The sequence below is a fragment of the Collinsella sp. OF02-10 genome, assembly GCF_003463445.1.
In the GTDB taxonomy this organism is placed as follows: domain Bacteria; phylum Actinomycetota; class Coriobacteriia; order Coriobacteriales; family Coriobacteriaceae; genus Collinsella.
Genome location: NZ_QSCW01000009.1, coordinates 77,639 through 100,179, shown reverse-complemented (window position 1 = coordinate 100,179; position 22,541 = coordinate 77,639). Strand labels below are relative to the sequence as shown.

The window sequence follows — 22,541 nt, the reverse complement described above, 5'->3', positions numbered from 1 at the left end:
GCTCGCCATCGAAATTTATCGATGGCCTATTTCAGACTGTAATGGGTCAAGGGATGAACGGTGGAAAAACAGGGGCGAACGGTAACTTCTATAAAATCACTTTAATAACTCAGCAAAACCTCTATACTGGCAACTGCACCGCGTTACTCCTCGGGAGGCGCCACGAGCACATGTCATAGCAACCGCCGACTCGAGAGCCGGTGTGGTGAGATGTCCAAGTGGAGCCCAGGGGAGTTTTTTCATGCTGATAACCAAGGCAATAAACAACAACGTTGTCCTTGCGGAGGACGATGCCGGGCGCGAGCTCGTGTTGTTTGGCAAGGGCCTTGGCTTTCGCGGCGCCCCTTCCTATATTGAGGACGAAAGCTCCATCCAGCGGAGCTTCCGCGATATCAGCCCTGAGATGTACGATGCTGTCGCATCGCTTTCGGACGATGTCATCATTATCGCGTCGGGTATCGTGGATATCGCACGCAACGAGCTCAACTGCACGCTCGATCCCAATCTAGTCTTTACGCTCGCCGACCACCTTCAGTTTGCCATCGACCGCGCCCGCAAGGGAGCTTCGATCAAGAACCCGCTCTACGAGGAAGTCCGCCTCGTCTATCCGCGCGAGGCCGAGGTCGGTCGCCGCGGCGTCAAGCTCGTTATGGCTGTGGCCGAGGACGTTGATTTTCCTGAGACCGAGGCCGCTTCGATTGCGCTGCATATCGTCAACGCCGAGATGGTCGATGACGAGAACGCGGGCGCAAAGGGCAACATGGACTTGGTCGTAAAGAGTACCGAGGTCATCGATGCGGTTACCGGGATTATCGAGCGTACGCTTGGCGAGACCATCGACCGCTGCTCATATAGCTATGCGCGCTTTGTGACCCATATGCGCTTTCTTATCAGCCGCCTTATCAAGGGTGAGGACGAGGAGACGCGCAATAGCGATCTTTTCAAACGAGCGACCAGCGAGTTTTCAGACGCGTACGCCTGTGCACGCGCAATCGACGAATACATGAGGGCAACCTGCGGCTGGCACTGCACGGACGAAGAGCTGCTCTATCTGATGATGCATATCAACCGGCTCTGCCCGGGACATTGATACGGAGGCCGGGCACCCGTCTAACTGCCCAACTGGCCGGCTTTGCGTCGGCAGACATCGCGGCATCGCCGCGCAACCTGCTGTTAAGCTCCAAGGCGCCGGGGCTGCAGATATCTTTGTAACGAGTGAAACAAGGAGGTTTCACATGGCACGCGATTACGAGGCTCTCGCCCGTACCATCGTTGAACTCGTCGGTGGCGAGGACAACGTCAAGTCCGTCACCCACTGCATTACCCGTTTGCGCTTTACCCTCAACGACGAGAAGAAGGCCCAGACCGAGAAGCTCAACCAGACCGAGGGCGTTATCTCCGTTCTAGTGGCCGCCGGTCAGTACCAGATTGTTATCGGCAATCACGTTACCGACGTGTATGACGCCCTGCCCAAGGTTTCCAACATCCAGCTTGGCGGCGAGGTCGAGGACGAGGCCGGTGGCAGCATCGTCAACCGCGCCATCCAGCTCATCAGCGGCATCTTTATGCCGATGCTTCCCGCCATGTCCGCCGCCGGCCTTCTCAAGGCCTTTGTGATCATGGCCAACTCCTTTGGTTGGCTCGCGGCCGAGTCCACCACCTACCAGCTGCTTTACGCCATCGGCGACGGCGTGTTCTACTTCATGCCGGTCTTCCTTGCCCGCACTGCGGCCAAGAAGTTCAAGTGCAACGACTGGACGGCCATGGCCATCGCCGTTGCGCTGTGCTACCCCACGCTCTCCACGCTCTTTAGCGCCGGCGACCCGGTTGACCTCTTTGGCATCCCGGTAACGCTCATCAGCTACACGAGCTCGGTTATCCCCATCATCTTTGCCGTGTACGCGCAGTCCTGGATCGAGAAGGGCCTCAATAAGGTCGTCCCCGATATCCTCAAGGGCTTGATCGTTCCCGTCGTGACCCTCGTCGTGGCCACTGCGCTCACCCTCTACATCATCGGCCCCGTCACCGACTTCATCGGTGGTCTCATCGCTAACGGCCTGGTTTCCCTGCTTGAGGTTGCCCCGCTGCCCGCAGGCTTCCTCATCGGTCTGCTTTGGCCCTGCCTCATCATCTTTGGTATGCACTGGGCCTTTATCCCCATCATCCAGATGAACATCGGTATGCTCGGCTATGACGTCATCCTGCCCATTACCGTCGGCACCAACTTTGCCATGGGTTTCGCGGTCCTTGCCATCTTCCTCAAGACCAAGAACACCGAGCTCAAGGAGCTCGCCGGCGCTGCCGCCATCTCTGCGCTCCTCGCCGGCATCACCGAGCCCGCCATCTACGGCGCCGTCCTCAAGTACAAGCGCCCGTTTGTGATCGCAATCGTCTCTTGCGGCATCTGCGGTGCCATTGCTGCCACTTTTGGCCTGCACCAGCCCGCGCTCATGACCACCTCGCTCATCACCATCCCGGCCATCATCGGCTCGGTGGGTATGGAGGACGTCATCGCGCTCGCCGTCGCCTCCGTCCTCACCTTTGTGGGCACGCTGACCTTCGGCTTCAACGACGACATGATCCTCGAGAACAACTAGTTCTGGGAAACCGGCGTCTTTGGACGCCAGCACACGGGGCGCGGCGCCAGATGCGCCCCGTGTGCCCTTATGGGAGGGCGCTGACCCCTACACGAATCCGGCGTCCTCCCATAAGGGCACACAACAGAAACGAGGTAGCCATGAAGCAATCCGAGCTCGTTGACCTTTTGGGGCGTATGACCCTGCGCGAGAAGATCGGGCAGTTGGTGCAGCTTGACGGTGGGTGCTTTGGCACCGATGCCGTAGCGGTTGGTCCGCGTGCCAAGCTGGGCGTGACGCAAGAAGATGTTGACGTATGCGGCAGCGTGCTCAACGTGTTGGGCGCCGAGGAAGTGCATCGTATCCAAGATGCATATCTTGAGCGCAGCCGTCTTAAGATCCCGCTCGTCTTTATGGCCGATGTGATCTATGGCTATCAAACCTGCTATCCAATCCCCCTGGGCCTGGGAGCCACGTGGGACCCAGAGCTTATCCGCGAGGATTACAACCTTATTGCCGAAGAGGCCGTGGCCGATGGCTGCATGGTGACCTTTAGCCCGCCGGTGGACGTGGTGCGCGATGCCCGTTGGGGTCGCTGCCTGGAGATGCCGGGCGAGGATCCGTACCTAAGCAGCCGCTTCGCTCGCGCGATGGTCGAGGGCTTTAAGGGTGACGGTACGCCGCAGAAGAGCTTGGCCAGCTGCGTCAAACACTTTGCGGGCTATGGTGCGCCCGAGGCGGGTCGCGAGTACAACACAGTGGATATGAGCGAGTGGCGCCTGCGCAACGAGTACCTGCCTCCGTACCGTGCGGCGGTCGAGGCTGGTTGCGATTTGGTGATGACGAGCTTCAACACCATCGATGGCATCCCCGCCACGGCAAACCGCTGGCTCATGCACGACGTGTTGCGCGACGAGTGGGGCTTTGACGGTCCCATCATCACCGATTACGCGGCGATCGACGAGCTCAGGGCACACGGTGTGGCGGCAAACCGTCGCGAGGCGGCCAAGCTCGCCATGAATGCCACCGTGGACATCGACATGAAGACGCCCTGCTACGCACATGAGCTTGAGGCCCTCATCGAAACGGGTGAGGTTTCGCTCGAGCAGATCGATACCGCCTGCATGCGCGTGCTCGAGCTCAAGAACAGACTCGGTCTGTTTGAGGACCCGTATCGTACGTGCTCGCCCGAGCGCCGTACGGAGGTTACGTGCACGCCGGAGCGTCTTGAGAGCGCGCGTAAAACGTGCGACGAGGCCCTCGTGCTCCTTAAAAACGAAGGTGGGCTGCTACCGCTTACGACCGGGGGCAACGCTCCGCGCGTGGCGCTCATCGGTCCCTATGCCAACAGCCGAGACATCATCGGCATGTGGGCGATTCATGCCGATAAAACTCATTCCGTAACGCTTGCCGAGGCATTTGCCGAGGTAATGGGCGACGACGGCTTTGCGTGGGCCCAAGGCTGTCCCACGCTCGACGACTACAGCGAGCTTGGGGAGTTTGGCAAGATTCCCGCGTTCGGTGCGCCGACGGGCGAGGGCGCGGATCTAGAGACGATGGCTGCCGAGGCGCTCGAGCTGGCCGCATCGAGCGACGTGGTGGTCATGGCGCTCGGAGAACACATGCTGCAGAGCGGTGAGGGCGGAGCGCGTACGGACATTACCATACCGGCTCCGCAGAAGCGCCTGCTCAAGCGCGTGCGCGCGCTCGGCAAGCCTGTGGTGCTCGTGCTCTTTAACGGGCGTCCTCTTTCCCTCACTGACGTGATCGATGATTGCGATGCAATCGTAGAGGCGTGGTTCCCCGGTACGGCTGGTGGGCGTTCGGTAGCCGACGTGCTCTTTGGAACGGTCAATCCGAGCGGCAGGCTCACGGTGAGCTTCCCACATAACGTGGGCCAGGAGCCGCTCTACTATGCGCAGTTCTCCACCGGACGTCCCGCTAAGACATCAACGCATAGCGGTCGCTTTGTGAGCCGCTATATGGACTGCCCTAACGATGCGATGTTCCCCTTTGGCTACGGACTCTCGTATCATACGGCGCGCTACGATAACCTGCGCCTGAGTGCGGACGAGCTTACGGCGGACGGTGTCCTCGAGGTCTCAATCGACGTGACCAATGAGGGCGATATTGCTGGTACTGAGGTCGTGCAGCTCTATATCCACGACAAGGTGGCAACGCGCGTGCGCCCCATGCTCGAACTGCGTGACTTTGCGCGTGTTGAGCTTGCGCCGCGTGAGCGCCGCACGGTGACGTTTATCCTGCGCGAGGAGGCTCTGCGTTTTTGGACGCCCGAGCACGGCTGGGCAAGCGAGCCCGGCGCGTTTGAGGTCATGGCGGGGCCTAACAGCCGCGACCTGTTGGTGGGGGAGTTCGAGCTCGTCTAGCTGCATTTGCTTAACGAATGGTGCACGCGGTGCGCGGCAGGCGTTCGGTCTTGTCGCCGGCGTCCGTCCGGTACCGCGCCCGATATCGATAGGAGGGGTCTGACATGGCTCATATCGCAACCAATCCGTATCTGCCGGGATGGGAGTATATCCCCGATGGCGAACCGCATGTCTTTGGTGACCGAGTCTACGTGTATGGAAGCCATGACGCACCCGAGGGCACCGCATACTGCCCGGGTGACTACGTGTGCTGGTCAGCTCCGGTGGACGATCTGGGCTCCTGGACGTTTGAGGGGACCATCTGGCGCAAAGAGGATGACCCGGCCAATGTCGATCGAACCGGGTACGGCGCGCCCGATGTGTGCCGGGGTGCCGACGGGCGGTTCTATCTGTATTACTTCACGCTAAGCATGACGAGCGGTTGCATCATGTCGGTCGCCGTGTGCGATGAGCCGGCGGGACGCTACCGCTATCTGGGCCCTATTGCCAAGCCCGACGGCTCGCCGTTTGCGGGCGAGGAGGGCTGGGGTATGCCCTTTGACCCGGCAGTCCTTCCCTGCGGGGACGGGGGTTGCTGGCTCTACTATGGGTTTGGCGCCAAGAAGCCGAGCTCGCGCATGCCCGCATGTTCCATGGAGGGCGGCTACGTGGTGCGGCTCGGCGCCGATATGCGCACGATGGCTGCGGCACCCAAGCATCTGGCTCCGGCAGTGACGCAGGCGGCGGACACGGGTTTTGAAGGGCATGCCTTCTTTGAGGCCTCGAGCATCCGCGTGCTCGACGGGCGCTACTACTTTGTCTACTCGAGCGAAAACGGACATGAGCTCTGCTGGGCCACGATGCCAACGCCGGAAGGTCCGGTAACCTACGGCGGCGTGCTCGTTTCCAACGGCGATGTGGGCCTGCCCGGGCACGAGGCCGAGGACGCCGCTGTGATGGACCTGGGCAACAACCATGGCGGCATGGCGCGCATTGCCGGGCGCGACTACATCTTCTATCACCGTCATACGCACGGTGCGCAGCACGCGCGCCAGGGGTGCGCTGAGCCCATCGAGATTGCTTCCGATGGACATATCGAACAAGTAGAGATAACGAGCTGTGGGCTCAATGGCGGAGCGCTTCCTTGCGGGCGCGCGTACCCGGCGAGTATTTGCTGCTACTTGGTGGGGCCGGCCGGCGCGGTTCACTATTCCGGCAATCTGGAAATCGCCGATAACCATCCGGTGATTACCCAGGAAGTCGATGCGGGCTGTGTGACTTCGGCACGTACCCATGTGGCCAACCTCTGCGATGGAGCGGGCGTGGGCTACAAATACCTGGCGTTTTCCGGTGCGGAGCGCACGGTGGAGCTCGAGGTGCGCGGGGATCTTGCCGGTGTGGTGAGTGTACGCTTGGACGCGCCGGATGGCGCTGAGTTGACGCGCGTCGAGCTCGTGCCAGGCGAGGGCTGGTGCACGGTGGTCGCATCCCTGACGAAGACCGTTGCCGGTGACCATGCACTCTACCTGGCTATCGAGGGCGTCGGTTCGGTCGATCTCGCCTCGTTTGCCGTCCTTTAACCCATCTCCCATCGGAGGGGCGGGCTCGCACGGACGACAGGTAGGCCCTGGTCGCGCGTCCGGTGCTCTCAACACGGCTCGGCCCTCAGGGGGTTGAAACAAAACGGAAGAATGGAGTTGCCATGGCGGAGATTCCGCAGTTGTACACCTGTGCTGGCGGCGGGCAACGCCTGATGGTGGACGGCCGGCCCTATACGCTGTTTGCGGGCGAGTGCCATAACTCCGCCTCGGGTGGGCGCCGCGCTTTTGCGGATGCTCTCGATCGCGCGCGGGCGCTCGGTATGAATACCGTGCTCGCCCCGGTTACCTGGGAGCTTTTGGAGCCCGCAGAGGGCGAGTTTGACTTTGGCCAAGTGGACATGATGCTCGAGCTTGCCCGCGAGCGCGGGCTGCACCTGGGCGTGCTGTGGTTTGGCGCGTACAAAAATGCGCAGTGCTACTATGCGCCCGCGTGGGTCAAACGCGATATCGAGCGTTTTCGCCGTGCGCAGATGGTGCCCGGGCAGAACAAGGTTCGCTATGCCGAGTTCCATAACTTTGAGATCACGGCGCTTTCGCTCTATTGCGAGGAGGCGCGCGCGGCGGATGCCGGCGCCTACGCGGCTTTGATGGCGCACCTGCGCGAGGTGGATGCGCAAGATCATACGGTGATACTCGTGCAGGTAGAAAACGAGTGCGGCCAGATGGTCGCGGCACGTGAGCACTCGCCTTGGGCGGATGCCGCCTTTGCGGAGAGCGTGCCTACGGAGCTGATCGAGGCGCTTGCGGCCGATCCTACCTCCCTGGCGTCTGAGCTTGCGGAAGCCCTTGAAGCGGGCGCCGGCTCTGGTTCGTGGGAACAGGTTTTTGGCGAGCATGCCGAGGAGATGTTTACCACCTACCACATGGCTCGCTACGTGGAGACGGTCGCCGCAGCGGGCCGCGCCGAGCATCCGCTGCCCACGGCCTGCAATTGCTGGCTCGACAAGGGTCACAAGCCTGGGCGCTTTCCCACGGGCGGTCCCAACCTGCGCGTGATGGGCGTGTGGAAGCATGCCGCCCCGAGCATCGACATACTGGGCCCCGATATCTACATCCCGGCGTTTTGCAAGGTCTGCGACGGATATGCGTGCGAGGACAACCCGCTCTTTATCCCCGAGACCGCGACGCACGCCTACGCCGCCGCGCGCCAGGTCTGGGCGGTGGCCCATCACCATGCCCTGTGCTTCGCTCCTTTTGGCTACGAGGAGATGGGCGAGCCCTTTGGCGATTCGGCGGGTATTCTCTTTGGCATGGATACGAGCGACCCCGCTTTGCTCACGCCTCAGGACCGGGAGGAATATGCGGAGGTCACGCGTGGGCTGGCTCAGTTATTTGAACTTGCCGAGGACGATGCCGCGTACGCGACGCTCGATGCCGTGACGAGTGAGGTGGCAGCCGAGGGCCTGCTCGATATGGGTTCCATAGCAATTAAGGTGAGCTTTGATGAGGGTGCCCTGCCCGGTGCGTGTGCGGCCCTTCGCGCCGCCGACGGCGCCGTGTACCTGCTTGCGCTTCGTTGCGGCTTGGCGCTCGAGTCGCACGCGGCGGGTGAGCCGCATGTGGATGTGGCGTCGCTCGAGACGGGGACCGTTGAGAACGGCGCGTGGGTGCGCGACTGCCGTCTCAACGGCGACGAGGTCGCCATTATGCGCTATAGCTCTCCCGTGCTTCTTCGTTTGGAGGCCATCACGTACGCTTAGCCGCAGTCATTGCCGCCCGGCCCCTCACTTCCTTTCCTTCCCGGGGACGGGTTCCTGTGGAGGAAAAACTTCGAGAGGCGAACCTGTTGCCAGGGGAGGAAGCGAGGTATCAGGAAGTGTCAGTCGCTGCGGGCGGATGAGGCCGTTGGGGCGAAAAGAAGTGTCGGCCTGCGTCGTTGCCGTTGAGTAGCGCGCTGCTTACGGGGATACTGAAACCACGACAAACAGCGTGTGAAAGGATTGATGCATGGCTTTCCGTAAAGACTTCCTGTGGGGCGGCGCGACGGCTGCCAACCAGTGCGAGGGCGCCTACAACGTGGATGGCCGCGGCCTGGCCAACGTGGACGTGGCCCCGCACGGCCCCGAGCGCTATGCGGTGGTCTCCGGCCAGCGCAAGATGCTCGACTTTGAGGACGGCTATTACTATCCCGCGCAGACCGGCATCGATTTCTACCACCACTACAAGGAGGACATCGCCCTCTTTGCCGAGATGGGCTTTAAGACCTTCCGCATGAGCCTGGCCTGGACCCGTATCTTCCCCAACGGTGACGAGACCGAGCCCAACGAGGCCGGCCTGGCTTTTTACGAGGATGTGTTCCGCGAGTGTCAGGCGCACGGCATCGAGCCGCTCGTGACCATCACGCACTTCGACTGCCCGATTCACCTTATCAAGGAGTACGGCGGCTGGCGCAACCGCAAGCTCATCGACTTCTACAAGAACCTCGCGACCACGATCTTCACCCGCTACAAGGGCCTGGTGAAGTACTGGCTTACCTTCAACGAGATCAATATGATCTTGCACCTGCCGTTTATGGGTGCCGGTCTGGTCTTTGAGGAGGGCGAGAACAGGGAGGCCGTCGAGTACCTGGCCGCCCACAACGAGCTCGTCGCCAGCGCTTGGGCAACCAAGATCGCCCACGAGATCGACCCCGAGGTCAAGATCGGTTGCATGCTTGCCGCAGGTAGCTACTACCCCTACAGCTGCCGTCCGGGCGATGTGCGCCAGGCGCAGCTCGACAACCAGGATAACTACTTCTTCGTCGACGTCCAGAGCCGCGGCTACTACCCGGCCTATGCCGTCAAGAAGCTCGAGCGTCTGGGCATCGATGTGGACATGACGGATGAGGACCGCGAGATCATGGCCGCCAACACCGTCGACTTCATCAGCTTTAGCTATTACAGTACCCGTTGCTCCGCCGGTGCCGATAACCCCGATGTCGAGCGCACCCAGGGTAACGCCTTCGCCGGCGCCAAGAACCCCTACCTGCAGGAGAGCCAGTGGGGCTGGGCCATCGATCCGCTGGGTTTCCGCATCACCCTCAACGACCTGTACGATCGTTATCAGAAGCCGCTGTTTGTAGTCGAGAACGGTCTGGGCGCCAAGGATGTTGTCGAGGAGGACGGCTCCATCAACGACGACTACCGTATCGACTACCTGCGTCAGCACATTCAGACCATGCGCGACGCGGTGACCGAGGACGGCGTTAACCTGCTGGGCTACACCACCTGGGGTCCGATCGACCTGGTGTCTGCCGGCACGGGCGAGATGTCCAAGCGCTACGGCTTTATCTACGTCGACCGCGACGACGCCGGCAACGGCACCCTCAAGCGCTCCAAAAAGAAGAGCTTCGACTGGTACAAACACGTCATCGAGACGAATGGCGAGGACCTGGCCTAAGCTTTCCCAACAACTATAGCCTCCTAACCAAGGCGCCCGGCGAGCAGTTAATGCCCGCCAGGCGTTTTGTTAAAAGAAGTGAAAGCACTCATTGGGGACGTACTTAAATGAGTGCCCGCAGAATGAGAGTGGATAATCTCCCGTTTTTAGCCTGTTTGTGGGCTCAAAGTGGGAGATTATCCACTCTCGCCATTTGGGCGTCCAAAAATCCTCGCTCGTTTTGTCTTAGTCATTGGGGACGTTCTTAAACGACTAGTCGCTGGCGATGTCCCTCGCCGTCGGCGGATTTTGGGACATGTGGCCCGCTTTTTGAGCCTGCCTGTCGGTACACTAAAAGCACTATGGGTACCCGCGAGCGACATATCGGCCACGCGGCCGCCCGATCCGCGCCCGTAGCGGATCCTAGGGGCGGCAGGCTCTTCGCCATGCCGCGATTCCTGGTTGGTATAACACATCAGGTGTACCGTCACCGCGTCTTTGCTATCGCCGGCGCCATCACCGCGCTGTTCCTCATGCTTTTGGCAGTCTTGCCGGCGCTGTTTGCCTCCGACCCCAAGCTTTCCAACGCCGTGCCCGCCTATAGCGAGGTGTCCGAAGAGGTCGTGGATGCGCTCGTCCACTCGAGCTCTCTCCCGCTGCTTGTCGCCGCAATTATATTTTCGATCTGGGGCGTATCGGTTTATCTGCGCTGTTTGGACTATGTGTTGCGCCGCCGCCTTGTTGTCATCGCCACTATCTGCGCCCTCTGGATGATCGAGGTCATCCTCAAATACAAGTCGTTCACGCCGTTCTATGCCACCGTGCTGTGGTACCTGTACTACGTGCCCATGACGCTCATTCCGCTGCTCTACCAGCTGTGCGGCCTGCGCCTTGCGGGGCTGGAACAACACCGTGCGGGCCGTCGCTATCGCAGCATCCTGTGGGTCGTGGCCATCCTACTTATCGGTTTTGTGCTCACCAACGATTTCCACCGGCAGGTATTCCACTTTGACCGTGCTAGCGACACCTGGAGCAACGATTACACGTACGGCTGGGGTTATTTCGCTGTCCTCGTGTGGACGGCCTTTAACTTCGCGGCCTTTTTTATCCTGGTTGGTCGGTCCTCGTCCTTTCGCATCCAGCGTTTCTCGGGCACGGCGGCGCTCATACTGCTGGGTGGCGCATTCTTTGCCATCTCGTATGCTCTGCGCGTGCCCTGGGCATGGAGGCTCAACTTCTCGCTCGTCTATTGCGTCTTGTGCGTGGTGGCGATGGAAATCTGTCTCGATTGCGGTGTCATTCCGTCATATCACGACATCGCCGGCATCTTCGATACTTTGCCGCTCGACCTCAAAGTTCTAACGCGCGACCTGCAGGAAGTCTATGCCACGCCGGTGTCGAAGCCAATGCCGGCGGGCGTGTGCGAAGAGCTTCGGGCCCAGGAACACGGGCATGCCCATGCCTTTGCCGTGGCGTCCGATCCCGATGTAATGTATCGCGCCTTTCCACTGCTGGGCGGATCGGCCCTGCTTGCCCAAGACGTGTCGGAGCTCAACGAGCTTAACCGTGAACTGGCACATCGTCGCATGGAGCTGCAGCGCCAAAATGAGCTGCTCACGGCCGACTACGATCTTAAGACGCATCTGGCAGATCAAGAGGCCGAGACCTTGCTAGTCCAAGACGTGGACCAGGCGCTTGCCCGTGCGTTCGAAGAGATGTACGACCTGCTGAGCTCGCTGCCACCGTTGACCGACGAGGCGTCTTCGCACGTGCGTTACCGCATGCTGCAGCGCGCCAAGATGCTTGTCGCCTATTGCAAGCGCAAAGGGTCGCTCACGTTGGCACAGCACGGTGAGAGCGGTTTTGATCGCGACCGCATTCAGCTCATTGCCAACGAGCTCGCAAGCGACCTGCGCACCATCGATATCGATTGCGCCTCGATTATCGCCATACGGCGCCCGATGCACGCCAGTACGGTAAGCGCCCTGTACGACTGCGTGTATGACTTTGCGTTTTTTGCCTACACCACCGACCATCCGGCGCTTATGTATCACTTGGGCGACCATGACCGATGCAGTGTCGAGCTGCGCGCCACGCTTTTTTCCAACGATGATGAAGATCTTTCTCAGACGCCCGCTGCGCAAGAGCTCGAGAGCGCGCTGCAAGGGCGTAACGTGGCGTACCGTCTTGAGGGCGAACCCGGTCAGCTGCGCATGATCGTCTTGATGCCGCAGGCGGGTGAGTGACGATGCAGATTTCGTTCATCCTTCCCCAAATCGTTGCGCTCGATGTTGTCTTTGCCCTGGCTGCGTGTCTGCAGACGATCCACGTCCCGCTCATCGCATCGCGCCGCTCGTCCTATAACCGTAAGGTGATTTGTGCCTACGAGACGAGCCTTGTGCTTCACCTGATGATTTCGGCGCTCATCTTATTCGCGTCGTCTGGCTCGTATCTGGTGGCGCCGCTTGACGTTTGCGCCAGGGCAATGGGCGGAGTGCTGTGGCTCAATGCCGCGATCTTTGCCTATGGCGTGGTCCTTATGGTGCGCTATCGTCGCCCTGTCATGCTGGCCGAGCTGCTGCTTGTTGGCGCCGTGACACCGCCGGTGGTTTTTGCCATGGGCTCGGTGTGGGCCGTTGTCCTTATCGCAGAGGGAGCGTTTTTCCTGTTCCGTTCCGTCGCGGCGCTCTTGATGGACGTCCGTAACCGCCAAGAGGATATCACCGCGTTCTCGACGATCGAAACCATCAACGTGATTCCCGTGGGCATCCTGTATCTGGACTCGAGGGGCCGTCCACTGCTCATGAACCGCTGCATGCGCAAAAAACTGGTGGAGCTTCATATGCCCACCGACCTAGGCGATATGAGCGGTACATGGAACGACCTGCGCAAGCTCAGCATGCAAATGCCCGAAAGCAGCCAGAGCCGCGTGCGCATCAATTTGGACCGCTTTGGTGAGGCGCGCGTTGTGGTCGAGGTTTCTCCCGCCGAGATTCGCCTGTTTGTGTGCGATGACGTTATGGTCTCGGGCCGTTCGTTCGAGCGCATAATCGGTCTGGACGTGACAGAGTACGCGCATGCTCACGATCGTTTGGCGCAAGCCAACCACCTGCTTGAGCTCGCGGGTCAAGAGCTCCAGGCCCAGATCGAGGAAGTCAAAAAAGTTGCCGACAATGCGGCCTATCTGCGTATGCGCGCTCGCGTGCACGACGTGATCGGGCAGCGCCTGTCCATCCTCCATCGCTATCTGGAGGAGGGGCGCCTGGATGACGAGTCACTCGAGCAGATCGACCCGCTGCTGCGCTCAATCGCTGCCGATCTGCGCAGCGGGGGCGACACCGAACCGGCAGAGCAACTGGGCGATATCGTCCATGCCTTTGGCCTGGTGAGCGTGCAGATCGATGTGGAGGGCGAGCTGCCAAGCGACGTGCGTGTCGCGGCAGCCTTTTTGCAGATTATCCGCGAAGCCTCGACCAATGCCACCAAGCATGCGCAGGCGCATCGGGTCCATGTGCGCTTGTGGCAGGAGGGGACGGATGCTGACGCCGTCGCGCACATGACGATTTCTAACGACGGGTCCCCGGCCCCCGTATCGTATCGCGAGGGAACGGGTATCCCAGGTATGAGGCATGTCGCGCAAGATCTGGGTGGCAGCCTAGAGGTCCACGCCACCCCGCCCTTTACGCTTACGGTATCCATTCCGCTTAACGCCAACGACACGTCCCAAAGGAGAAACTCATGATCCGCGTGTTAATTGTCGAAGATCAGGCCATCCTGCGCGAGAGCCTGGCGCGCTCCGTTGGCGACCAGCCCGATATGACCGTCGTTGCCGCGATCGCCGATGCCTCCGAGGCCTTGGGTGTCGCGCTCAAGGAGCGCCCGGACATGATACTGATGGACGTGTGCACCGAACACGATTCAAACGGCATCGTGGCGGCGGCACGCATCAAGGAGCAGCTGCCCGAGTGTCGCATCATTATCATGACAGGCATGCCCGAGATCACCTTTGTCGATCAGGCCCGCGAGGCGGGCGTCGATAGCTTTGTGTACAAGAACGTCGGTATCGACGAGCTGTTCGCCGTGATGCGCTCCACGCTGGCGGGTTACTGCACGTTTCCCAAGCCGCCCGAGAGCATCTTCTCGGGCACGGCGGCCCTCGACGATGTCGAGCTGTCGATCTTGCGCCTTGCCTGCGAGGGTAAAAGCCGCCGCGAGATTGCGGCCGAGCTGTTTATGAGCGAGGGCACCATCAAGCGCCGCATCTCGGAGATCCTGAGCAAGACCGGCTACGACAACATCATGCGTCTGGCCGTACATGCGGTGACCGAGGGCAGCATCGTTCCCAACATGGAGCGCTAACGATCGTTACGTATCGGCATACAAGCGACGGGGCCGCAGGATCATTTCCTGCGGCCCCGCCTGGTACCCGCGGATATGTCCGCCAATCCGCGGCTGTCGATGTCTGTCACCTACGCGATAGTTACGCTGTAGGAGGCGACGTCCTCGTAGGAATCGGTCAGATAGGCGTCGATGCCGATGGTCGTGTTGACCAGGTCGTCAAGGCTGTCGAGCTCGCCGCTCGAGAACGTGAATTCCTCGGTGGCGTTGGTGCCGGGCATCAGGTGAGCCGAGAACCAAGGTTCCTTCATGGTACCGTTGACGTTGGTCTTGCCGCTGGGGGCGTAGAAGGTCAGGTCCTTGTCGCTCTTGTTGGTGATGTTGACGACAAAGCCGATGTCGCCCCACTCGTCCTTGAACTTCTCGGTGACGGTGATGGTGCACAGGTCGTCATCGGCGACGGTGACGGCGGGGGAGATTTCAATGTTCTCGGTATCGTCGTCTTCGACGGCCTCATCGATCTCCTCTTCCTTCTCGGCGGCCTCGCGATCCTTCTTCACCGTGCCGGAGAGATCCTTATCGGACTTGGTAAAGATGAGCTTGTCCTCGCCTTCCTCAAGGATGAGCTTGCCGTCCTCGAGCTTCACGTCAGTCGTGTCCTTGCCAACGGTGATGCTTGCGGTGGTGGCGTCCTTGGCTTCCCACTTGAGGTCGTCGACTTCGGAGAACAAATCGAGGCTGCCCGTGCCGTCTTCGTTGAGGACCAGGATGATGTTGACGCCCCATTCCTTGAACATCTCCATGTACTCCTCGGTCAGCTCCTCGCCCTCCGAGGTTCCACCCGAGAGCTCCCAGCTGCCGACAAAGTTGGCCTTGGGGTCTTTGCCGCCGCCGCTGCAGCCCGTCAGGGCAAAGGCGAGCGCAAGGACGCATGTCAGAAATGCGAGTACGGACTTTTTGAACGTTGTCTTCATGGTGTCCTCCTTTATCGAACGAAACCCATAGAAGCAAATGCGGGGGTGGCGGATCCCCCGCCAATTACCAGATAGAGGGGCTAGGGCCTGGGCGTTCCGCAGTTGCTGCAGAACTTGCCGCCGTTTTCGCTGCCGCAGTTGGGGCAGAACCACTTGGCCGGTGCCGGGGCGGGTGCGGGACTGCCGCACTCGGAGCAGAACTTGCCGGTGTTGGTGGCGCCGCAGCTGCAGGTCCATGTGCCGGCCGCGGGAGCAGCGGCAGGAGCCGGTGCGGGAGCGGGTGCCGGAGCCGGCTGCGGGGCGGCCTGCTGCTGTGCCTGGCCGGCGGCGAACAGCTGGCTGGCGTTCATGCCGCCCATGCCACCTGCCATGCCCATGCCCATAAAGCCTGCCATCGCGCCGTTGGGATTGGCGGCTGCCGCGCGCATTGCGTCGCTCTGGGCGCTGGCAATGTTGGCTGCCGCCATGGTGGGATCGCGCATGACGGCGGCCTTCTGCAGGTCCTTGATCATCTGCTCGTCTTCTTGCGAGGCTGCGATGGAGTTGACGCCAAAACTCACGATCTCGACACCACGCAGGTCGCGCCAGTCGGCAGAGAGGACCTCGTTGAGCGCACGAGCGAGCTCGGTGGTGTGGCCGGGGATGGCGCTGTAGCGGATGCCCATCTCCGAGATCTTGGCGAAGGCGGGCTGCAGGGCGGTGAGCAGCTCGGACTTAAGCTGGCTGTCGATCTTGTCGCGCGTGTAGCTATCGGTCACGTTGCCGCATACGTTGGTGTAGAACAGCAGCGGGTTGGTGATGCGGTACGAATACTCGCCGTTGCAGCGCACGGAGATGTCGACGTCCAGGCCAATGTTGTTGTCGACCACGCGGAAGGGCACGGGCGAGGCGGTGCCGTACTTGTTGCCGATGATCTCCTTGGTGTTGATGAAGTAGACACGCTGGTCCTTGCCCGCGTCGCCGCCAAAGGTAAAGCGGCTGCCGATATTGGCGAAGGTCTCCTTGATGGAATCGCCCAGGTTGCCGCTAAAGACGCTCGGCTCGCTGCCGGTATCGAAGACGAACTCACCAGGCTCCAGCGCGACTTCGATGATCTTGCCGTTTTGCACCACGAGCATGCCCTGGCCGTCGTTGACGGCGATGACGGAGCCGTTGGAGATGACGTTGTCCTCGCCGCGCGTGTTGGAGCTGCGGCCACCGGTACGTTTGCTGCCCTTGCAGGCCAAGACGTCAGCAGGCATCGATTCGCAGTAGATAAATTCCTTCCACTGGTCGGCCATGACGCCGCCGGCAGCTCCCAATCCAGCTTTCAAGAGTCCCATGGTGATCTTCCTTTCTCGTCAAAGGCCGGGTGGTATTGGTTGGATTGCTTAGTCGTCCTTGTCGTCTTTCATGACAACGGTGGTCTCGGTGTGGCTGAAGGTGTCGTGCTTCTCGGTCAGGTCGAGCTCGCCGCAGTACTCGTCGGCGTGGGTGGCCTCGTTGGCCGTCTTGAGCTGGCCTACCAGTAGCACGTCTCCGATAATCACGATGATCAGCGGCGCGACGATGTTGATGAGGATGCCCTCGATATCAAAGGCGAGGTAATCCGGATCGAAGGCGTTCTCACCCATAAAGAGAATCTGGGAGAGGATAAATCCGATCACAAAGAACAGCACCGAGGCAATAGCGAGCTTGGGCTTGGAGCAGGGGAGCTCGCCGACCAAGCGGCCGGTCTGGCCGTTCATGGCAAACAGGTAGCTCTTGCCGTTCCACGAGGTGGAGAGCATCCAGACGGGGAACAGGGCGTAGTCGCTGTCTTCCCAGGTGTAGTCGAGCTGCTTGCTTTCGACCGTGGCATCGTCGTATTCGTCGACGACAGTCTCGCGCAGGGCCGAGATCGCGCTTTCTTCCATACGGCGCTCGGCGCGCGCCTTGCAGGTCTCGCAGTCCTCGTCGTAACGGTTGGCGATGTAGCCGGGCATATATGCGACCGAGAACGGACGCAGCGCGTCGTAGTCAAACGGCTCGATGGCGTCCATGTGGCCGTCGGGCATCTTGGACGATCCGTCGACGGGCACGCGCCTAAACGAGATATTGCCCTTGCGATAGGCATCGTAGTGGTCGGTGGTCGTGACGGTGCGGTCGGATTCCTCGGTCACGGTCTCGTTGGTCGCGTCAAAGTACACTTCGCCGTCAACGCGGGCACCGTAGAGCCAAAACGGCACGTAGACACCTTGGACCTCGTCGATGTGGTTGCCGGTGACAAAGCTCTTGGGCAGCAAGATTTTGTCCTTGTAGTGTTCCTTGAGTGCGGCCGTGACGTCGTCGCGCCCGAGCTTAAATGGAATCACCAGGTTGGGCGAGAAGTCGCCAGAGAGCTGGCCAGGCGCCACGGCGGAGTTGCCGCAGTACGGGCAGGTGGTGACGGCGACGGTGCCGTCGGACACGAGCTCGGCGCCGCACGACGAGCAGATGTAACCGGCGTTTTGGGCGAGCTCCTGCACGGCATCGTCGGCAGCAGGTTTGGGAGCTGCGGCTGCGGCATCGGCTTTGGCATCTGCCTTGTCCTGGCGCTCGCGATAGAGAGCCTCGACTTCTTCGACTTCAAAACGCGAATCGCAGTAGTCGCAGACGAGTTTTTGCTCGGCGCTTGCAAAATGCAGGGGGCCACCGCAGGCAGGGCACTGATAGTTGACGCTCTCGAAGGCCATGATCGGTCCTTTCCGTGCCGGAGGCTATGCGCCGATGGCGCCGCCGCAGTATTCGCAGCGCCCACTGGCATCGGGAATGGTGGTGGCTCCGCAGAAGGGGCAGGTCACCGCGGTCTTGGGGGCCTTGGCGGCCACGACGCTGTCGCGCGTCTCCTGGCGCAGCTGCACCAGCGCGTCGCGGACCTCGGTTGCCTGGCGCTTGGCCTCGCGGTATTCGATGGAGCCGCGCTGATCGATGGTGGAGTCGTTTACGCGCAGGTTGATCTCGGTAAAGTACGGCGTGTTGACGTGAATGGTCAGATTAAAGTCGTAATCCAGGTCGTAGCGCGGCGGGTTGTAGCTCTCGCGCTCGCCGTCCTTGGTCTCGCGATAGATTTCGGTGCGATGCTCGTCGATATCCATATCGCAGCCGAGTACCTGCGAGAACTCGATGATGTCGGGATTGGCGTCGCGCCAGCGGCTCTGCGAGGTGATGATCAGCAGGCCCGCGTCCTCATCGAGCATGATGTTGGTGCGCCCGGCAGAAAGCGTGCGCGTGGGGTTGAACGACGCCAGGCGCTCGGCATTGGCCTCGCGGTAGGCGAGCTGCTCGCGGATATCGTCCGCGGTGCTGGAGCGATAGCCGTGAAAGTAGGGGGAGAGCTTGCCGGCGCACTCTTTGCACAGGTAGCCTTCATTGATTTTTGTCTTACCTAGAAGTCCCAGCTCGGTACCGCAAATCGCGCACTCTTTCTTCTCGAACATCTTGTCAAAGAAGCCCATGGCTGCCTCCCATCAACTGGTAGCGTGTGTCACTTTTGATGATGGGGGAGTGCGCAGCCTTTCACGATACCCAGACGGCTCAACGAGTCTCCACAACTGGGACACATGGCCCATTTTTCCTACTCATTGGGGACGTACTTAAATGAGTGAAACTACTCATTTAAGTACGTCCCCAATGAGTGCTCGCAGAACGAGAGTGGATAATCTCCCATTTTTGGCCTGTGTGCAGGCTCAAAGTGGGAGATTGTCCACTCTCGTCATTTGGGTGTCCAAAAATCCCCGCTCGTTTGGCGCCTGGGGACACTCTTTGTCGAATGCGGCGGCTGCCGAATGTGGGCGCCGTTCTTGCTATGCCACGGTCACGGCGATCTGGGCGTAGCGGGTGCAGGGGCGCTCGGCGCGCGTCTGCACGGTAAGCGTGAGTACGAAGCGGTCACCGGGCTGCGCGTCGGCGGGCACGATGAAAGCGGTGTCCACCGTGCATTCTTGCCACATCGACAGATCCTGGACGCCTGCATAGCTCGATGGGTCTACGGCCACATCCCAATGTGCATCGAAGCCCTTGTCGTCGGGGTCGACGATGGTTGCCGCAAGGGCGACGCGCTCGCCGGCTGCGGCGCTGCGGTCGGCCGTGACCTCGACAACATGTGCCGGATGCGAGCAGATGGCCGGATCATGGGCGCACCATTGCGCGCGGGCGGCAAAGTTTTCCTGATAGGCACGCAGATAGGGATTGAGATTGTCGTCTGCGGGCGTGCCGATGGAGGCAAAACCGGCGGGCGCGCTCGCATCGGGGTGTCCATCAAGAAACATGCGGCCCAGCAGCGTATCGAAGTCGCGGTCGTCGATGCCGCGCAGGCCAAACGGCAGCAGTGGAATATAGGTCATGCTGTCGCCTTCGGCCATAAAGTCGCCGCGCTCAAACTGCACCGCGGGCATGCCTTCCAGGCCCCAATCCAGGCGGGCATGCTTGCCAAACTGAAAGCGCTCGGGTTCGTTTTCGTAGACCTTACCATCGCCATAGAGCATATAGCGTGCCATGAGGGGGCCGTTGCCCTGCGTGAGATTCTGCTCGGGCCAGGGAGCCTTAAACAGCGGCAGCGTATCGGGCTGAGCTGTTTTGGCGTCGAAATAGTTGCCATACATATAGGGCGTACGCCAAAAGATGAGCTCGGGAAAGAGCTCGCGCCCATGGTCGAGCCACGAGTTGTCCTGTCCCACGCCATCGGCAACGCCCATCACGCGCACCTTCTGATAGACCTGCTGCTGCACGGCGGGCCACTCGGGCGTGTCGTGATAACGCTCGGCAATACTCATGAGGGCGCGAACGATCGTATTCATACCACCCCAGCTGAGCAACCATAACGTACGCGGATCATCATCCAGAATCGCCTGCGCAATTACGCGAGACCCCTCAGTTTCCTCAGTCACATCACCCTCAAAGGCAACATTTCCCACAAACGTACGCTCGATCATCTGGGCAGGCGTGGGAAACGGCGGTTCACCGGCGGCGTCCGCATTTGCCTGCAACTGCGGCCAAGCCTGGGCATATTCATTACTCCAGAGACTCTCAATCCAATGCTCGGGAAACGGCCGATACTCACGAAGCTCGCCGGCTAGCGGATCGGGCTCATGAGGCACAACAGCCCACTCATAAGAGCGCCGCCCTTTGGTCCGCCAATGCGAATTCACCTCGCCGAGCGTATGAACCCCATCCCCAAGAAAGTGATACTGCGAAGCCGTATACACCACAGCCTGAACATCAAGCAAGTTGAGATACAGAGCCAAATGAACAAGCGAGTTCATATCGTCGACTTCCATATCGGTAGTAACAATCACCCGAGTCAACTTCTGGGACATAGGAACAGCTCCAATCAAAATCAATTCAGCCAGTTACGCGCAAGGCAAGACGGGACCCATGCCCCCATCGCCACCGACCCGGCGGCCCGCTAGAAGCGGCCGGCCAGGGTCACGGCAACGTCAACGCAGCGGGGACCGGGGTTTAGTCTTGCAAACATTCCGCAGGGGGCATGGGCAGGCGCAGCGCGAAGCGCAAAGCGCCAGCCCATGCATGCCCGAGGACGTTTGCAAGACTAAACCCCGGTCCCCGCGATGGGAGGGCTTAGCGGTCGACCCTGGCCGACCACTCCCAGCAGCCCACCGGCTCGCCGTCGATGAGTACGTTGCCCCCGTCGAAGTCTTGATAACACAGGTCGTTGAATTGGTGGATCCACACGCCGTGGTTGAACGTCTTCTTGGCCGAGCCGTCGGCCTCGCGATACACGCCGGTCAGGTCCTCGACATGGCTAAAGTAGGTGAGGTGCACGTTGGCGCCGGCATCGCGCAGGCGCGCCGTGAGCGGCAGCACGGTCTGTTGCGGTGACACAAGCTCGTCGCCCTTGGAGTGCGTAAACCACAGCGGCGTCTTGGCGAGCGCGGCTACGTCCTCGTCCGTGGCGTTGTACCACGGGGCGCAGCAGGGAAGGCCCGCGGCGAAGAAATCGGGGTAGTCGGCGCACAGGCGCAGGGTCATAAAGCCGCCGTTGGAAAGACCGGCGACCACGATGCGGTCGGTGTCGATGCGGTCGGCATGCTCGGCGACAAACTCATCGATAAGTGCCTTGAGCACGGGGGAGTAGATGCTCTGGTTGGAGTGACCAAGCTGCTCGACGCCGTTGTCCATCCAAAACGTGGGCGACTGCGGTACGAGCACCCAGGCAAAGCCGCCAAAGTAGCGCTGGATCTGCGCCTGGCTGATGGCCGTCACGCGGTTGCCGATATAGGCGCGCGTGGCGCCTTCGCCCTGCGTGGCGCCCTTGCCCTCGCCGGCGCCGTGCAGATACACCACGAGCGGTGCCTTTTGGGGCACGACCGTGGCCTCGGGCGCAAAGGGGTTGAAGCATGCCGAGTCCTCGGCCTTAAAGCTGGGCTCAAAGAAGCCGTATTCGAGCGCGATACCGTCGACGGCGGTCTTTTGCGTGTCGTTGCTCCAGCCTTTGAGCGCAGGGCAGATATCGCCACGGCAGGTGTCGAAGACCAGGCCGCAGGTGGGATCGTCGCCGTCGTTGCCGGGAAGAGCCGCGAGCTGCGTGATGTGCAACTGGTCATCGAGCATGCGCGAGCCCATGACGCCGCCTTCGATCTTTTTGGTCAGGCGCTGCTCGGCGACCTCGAGCGCCACATGGGTGCCCACGGCGAGCTTACGTCCGTTCTCGTCGCACGGATATGCGGCGAGAATGTCGATGTAACCCACGGAGGGCGCGGCATGGTCGGCGCCGCGTTCCTTGCGCATCAGAACATCGCCCGAGCGCTCGTGACGCTCTACATATATATGGAAGGTGTTCGCGTCGATGTCGTTGGCGCGCACGGTGCAGGGCAGGTCGAGTACGACCTTGCTGATCCAGGGGCCAAAGTCGCCCAAGGTGGTGACGGTTGCGTAGGTACACAATTTGAGTTCCATGAGCTGCCTCCCTTGCGCCGCGAATGCCTGGCATCTGCGGCAATACAAACTAAACATGTTTAGTGTAATCTAGAATTGAAGAATAACCAGATGAACTCGGTAAACGGCAAAATTGAACACGTCGTGAACTACTAAACGTATGTTTACTAGCTTCTAGCAGGGATTCTGTTGATGAGTTAACAGATCAGTGAGGTGTTCATCAAAATAAAATCCCACGTAAATGGCTATATATCAATAGAGGGTCAAAGAGACCATCTCCCGCCATTCAAATACGTTCACCCCCGATTTCCTACCGTTCACCGGACTGTAGACGGCAAAATTGCCATAAATTCGGCGCTCCGTGTAAACTAAAGCCCGTAAACGTTCAGTAAACACCTTGTTTACAAAAGCGTATCCAAGGGTCCGGCAACCGTA

The 22,541-nt window shown here is 60.6% G+C and carries 15 protein-coding genes; 9 read left to right on the top strand and 6 right to left on the bottom strand.

The window, feature by feature from the left end:
* The first annotated feature begins 241 nt into the window (after positions 1–241).
* The 9 genes from DXA43_RS06130 (at position 242) to DXA43_RS06090 (ending at position 14,259) form a co-directional block, all read left to right on the top strand.
* The gene (locus DXA43_RS06130; protein WP_147344732.1) at positions 242–1,090 is read left to right on the top strand and encodes a PRD domain-containing protein; all 849 of its coding nucleotides are present in this window, start codon (positions 242–244) and stop codon (positions 1,088–1,090) included.
* Positions 1,091–1,235: 145 nt separating this feature from the next.
* Positions 1,236–2,597 (top strand): PTS transporter subunit EIIC, encoded by a 1,362-nt coding sequence (locus tag DXA43_RS06125; RefSeq protein WP_117806567.1) that lies wholly within the window; start codon positions 1,236–1,238, stop codon positions 2,595–2,597.
* A gap of 140 nt (positions 2,598–2,737) precedes the next feature.
* Complete coding sequence (gene bglX, locus DXA43_RS06120) at positions 2,738–4,963, top strand: beta-glucosidase BglX (RefSeq protein ID WP_117806566.1); 2,226 nt, start codon at positions 2,738–2,740, stop codon at positions 4,961–4,963.
* A gap of 104 nt (positions 4,964–5,067) precedes the next feature.
* Positions 5,068–6,522 (top strand): family 43 glycosylhydrolase, encoded by a 1,455-nt coding sequence (locus DXA43_RS06115; RefSeq protein ID WP_117806565.1) that lies wholly within the window; start codon positions 5,068–5,070, stop codon positions 6,520–6,522.
* Positions 6,523–6,644: 122 nt separating this feature from the next.
* Positions 6,645–8,243: a beta-galactosidase gene (locus DXA43_RS06110; RefSeq protein ID WP_117806564.1), complete on the top strand. Its 1,599-nt coding sequence runs from the start codon at positions 6,645–6,647 to the stop codon at positions 8,241–8,243.
* Between the two features lie 247 nt (positions 8,244–8,490).
* Complete coding sequence (locus DXA43_RS06105) at positions 8,491–9,921, top strand: 6-phospho-beta-glucosidase (protein ID WP_117806563.1); 1,431 nt, start codon at positions 8,491–8,493, stop codon at positions 9,919–9,921.
* Between the two features lie 425 nt (positions 9,922–10,346).
* Complete coding sequence (locus tag DXA43_RS06100; RefSeq protein ID WP_158564947.1) at positions 10,347–12,146, top strand: histidine kinase N-terminal 7TM domain-containing protein; 1,800 nt, start codon at positions 10,347–10,349, stop codon at positions 12,144–12,146.
* 2 nt (positions 12,147–12,148) lie between these two features.
* Positions 12,149–13,642, top strand: a complete 1,494-nt coding sequence (locus DXA43_RS06095) for a sensor histidine kinase (RefSeq protein WP_117806561.1) — start codon at positions 12,149–12,151, stop codon at positions 13,640–13,642.
* Entirely contained in the window at positions 13,639–14,259 is a 621-nt protein-coding gene (locus tag DXA43_RS06090) for a response regulator transcription factor (RefSeq protein ID WP_099432493.1), read from the top strand. Before DXA43_RS06095 ends, DXA43_RS06090 begins: the two co-directional genes overlap by 4 nt.
* Before the next feature lie 110 nt (positions 14,260–14,369).
* Here the strand turns inward: DXA43_RS06090 and DXA43_RS06085 are convergent, their stop codons facing one another.
* The 6 genes from DXA43_RS06085 to DXA43_RS06060 form a co-directional block, all read right to left on the bottom strand.
* A complete protein-coding gene (locus DXA43_RS06085; RefSeq protein ID WP_117806560.1) occupies positions 14,370–15,212 on the bottom strand; it encodes a hypothetical protein in 843 nt (280 codons plus the stop codon).
* Positions 15,213–15,292: 80 nt separating this feature from the next.
* Positions 15,293–16,534, bottom strand: a complete 1,242-nt coding sequence (locus DXA43_RS06080; RefSeq protein ID WP_089573532.1) for an SPFH domain-containing protein — start codon at positions 16,532–16,534, stop codon at positions 15,293–15,295.
* A gap of 48 nt (positions 16,535–16,582) precedes the next feature.
* Complete coding sequence (locus DXA43_RS06075) at positions 16,583–17,905, bottom strand: hypothetical protein (protein WP_117806559.1); 1,323 nt, start codon at positions 17,903–17,905, stop codon at positions 16,583–16,585.
* A 24-nt stretch (positions 17,906–17,929) separates the two neighbouring features.
* Positions 17,930–18,667 carry a DUF4428 domain-containing protein gene (locus DXA43_RS06070; RefSeq protein WP_022094560.1) on the bottom strand — a complete coding sequence of 246 codons (738 nt, stop codon included), beginning with the start codon at positions 18,665–18,667 and terminating at the stop codon, positions 17,930–17,932.
* Positions 18,668–19,015: 348 nt separating this feature from the next.
* Entirely contained in the window at positions 19,016–20,527 is a 1,512-nt protein-coding gene (locus tag DXA43_RS06065) for a nucleoside hydrolase-like domain-containing protein (RefSeq protein ID WP_117806558.1), read from the bottom strand.
* Between the two features lie 262 nt (positions 20,528–20,789).
* A complete protein-coding gene (locus DXA43_RS06060) occupies positions 20,790–22,127 on the bottom strand; it encodes a prolyl oligopeptidase family serine peptidase (RefSeq protein ID WP_117806557.1) in 1,338 nt (445 codons plus the stop codon).
* Positions 22,128–22,541: the final 414 nt, after the last annotated feature.